General features: G+C 31.7%; 1 protein-coding gene and 2 pseudogenes. All 3 read left to right on the forward strand.

The window, feature by feature from the left end:
* Positions 1–317: pseudogene (locus AC1DJR_RS28295) on the forward strand (glycosyltransferase family 2 protein); the annotation flags it as partial.
* The gene (locus AC1DJR_RS28300) at positions 314–1,366 is read left to right on the forward strand and encodes a glycosyltransferase family 4 protein (protein ID WP_477004078.1); all 1,053 of its coding nucleotides are present in this window, start codon (positions 314–316) and stop codon (positions 1,364–1,366) included. The pseudogene AC1DJR_RS28295 and the gene AC1DJR_RS28300, both read left to right, overlap by 4 nt.
* Before the next feature lie 92 nt (positions 1,367–1,458).
* Positions 1,459–1,887, forward strand: a pseudogene (locus AC1DJR_RS28305) (hypothetical protein); the annotation flags it as partial.

A 1,887-nucleotide genomic window follows, 5' to 3' on the forward strand; every position in this document is an offset into this window, starting at 1 on the left:
GTTTAACAGTGATGATTGATCGTGAGAAGATTCCTTGTATTGAAATGCCAAGTGTACAACCAGAAGATACAGCGTTGTGGCTGAACTTATTAAATGAAGGATATGAGGCGAAAGGGATACAACAAGTGTTAGCGAAATATAGAATCGTTACAAATTCTGTTTCGAGAAATAAAATAAGAGCGGCCTTCAGATATTGGAAGTTATTAAGAGCACAAAAATCGCTTAATCCATTGCAAACCTTTTTTTATTTTAGTAAGTATGCTTATCATGCTTACAGAAAAAATAAAATCAATGTAGTTGGGAAGACGCAAGTATGAATATATTGTTGATGACAGATAAATTGATAACTGGGGGAGCCGAGAGTTACTTCTGTAAATTGGAAAACAATTTGCAATATGAAAACATTACGGTTTATACAGCTGCAGGTGAGGGAGAATTATATCAATCTCTTACTAGAAAAGAAAATTTCATGTTACTTAGTCGATGGAATCATTTGAGAAATATTCATTACTTACGAAAAGAGATTTATAAACGAAAGATAGAACTTATTCATGCAAATAGTTTGCGAATGGTATTATATGCTTTTCTACTTCAAAAGTTTATTAAAAGAAAGATAAAAATCGTGTATACGAAACATAATGTAACGATACTAGAAAAGAAAACGCCAATTCTTTTTCGTTATGTCATGAATAAATATGTGAACAATATTATTACAGTAAGTGAATTTGAAAAGAATAACTTAATTTCAATTCATGTAGCTGAAGAGAAAGTAAAGACAATTTACAACGGTGTGGATATTGAAAAATTTTTATTCCAGCAGAAAAAGAAAGAATCTACTTATAAAGTAGGTATATTAGCTAGATTATCCAAGGAGAAAAATCATCAACTATTTGTTAAAATTGCAAATGTGTTAAAAAAGAGAAATGATTTTATGTTTTATATTGCTGGTGATGGACCAGAGAAAGAATCTATTATGAAAGAAATAGAAAAATATGACTTGCAACAAAGTGTAAAGATGTTAGGAAATATTTCAGAGCCACATAAGTTTATAGGAAATATGGATGTATTACTTTTATTATCTTTTCGTGAAGTGTTTCCAATGGTAGTAATTGAAGCAATGGCTACAGGAACACCAATTGTTTCAATAGATGTCGGCGGAATAAATGAAGCGGTAATAGATGGAGAATCAGGTGTTTTAATATCTGAATATTGCGAATCTGAATTCGCAGACGTGCTGGAGGAATTACAAGGAAATGAAGAAAAGGTGAATGATATTAGAGTGAAAGCGCGAGAARAAGCGGAAAGAAATTTCTCGTTAACTAAAATGGTAGAAGAAACGAAGGATATATATGAATTAAACAAATGACCGTGGAGGTCGTTTGTTTTTTTTATGATACAAACTTTTAAGAGAGAACTCACATATTATATGAAAAAGGCAATATGAGGAGTGAATTTATTTTGTCAGAATATATTTCTTCACAAGAGGAGTGTGCGCCAGAAAATAGTGTTCATATTGATTGCTTTGGTGCAGTTCCGAATTCAGGAAGTGATAGTTCGTTAGCGATTCAACAAGCGATTAATTATTGTGTAGCGAACCGAATTTCGACGGTAAGAATTACAGGGGTTAATACGTATAAAATATTGAAGCCGATTGTTATTAAATCCAACGTAAGATTAGAGTTAGATCCTACCGTAACGCTGCAAATTGATGGAGATTTTAATGCGTTTGAGTTACAAAGTAATGCTTCTATAACTGGCGGTACTATTCAAGTTATTAATCAAGTATTTCAGTCATCTGTTATTTATGTTTCCGGTTCACAACAAATAGAAGTGCCTAATCAATCTGTCATATCAAATGTAAATATAATAAATACCACACCATCATAT

Source organism: Bacillus sp. 05T31, from assembly GCF_056396725.1.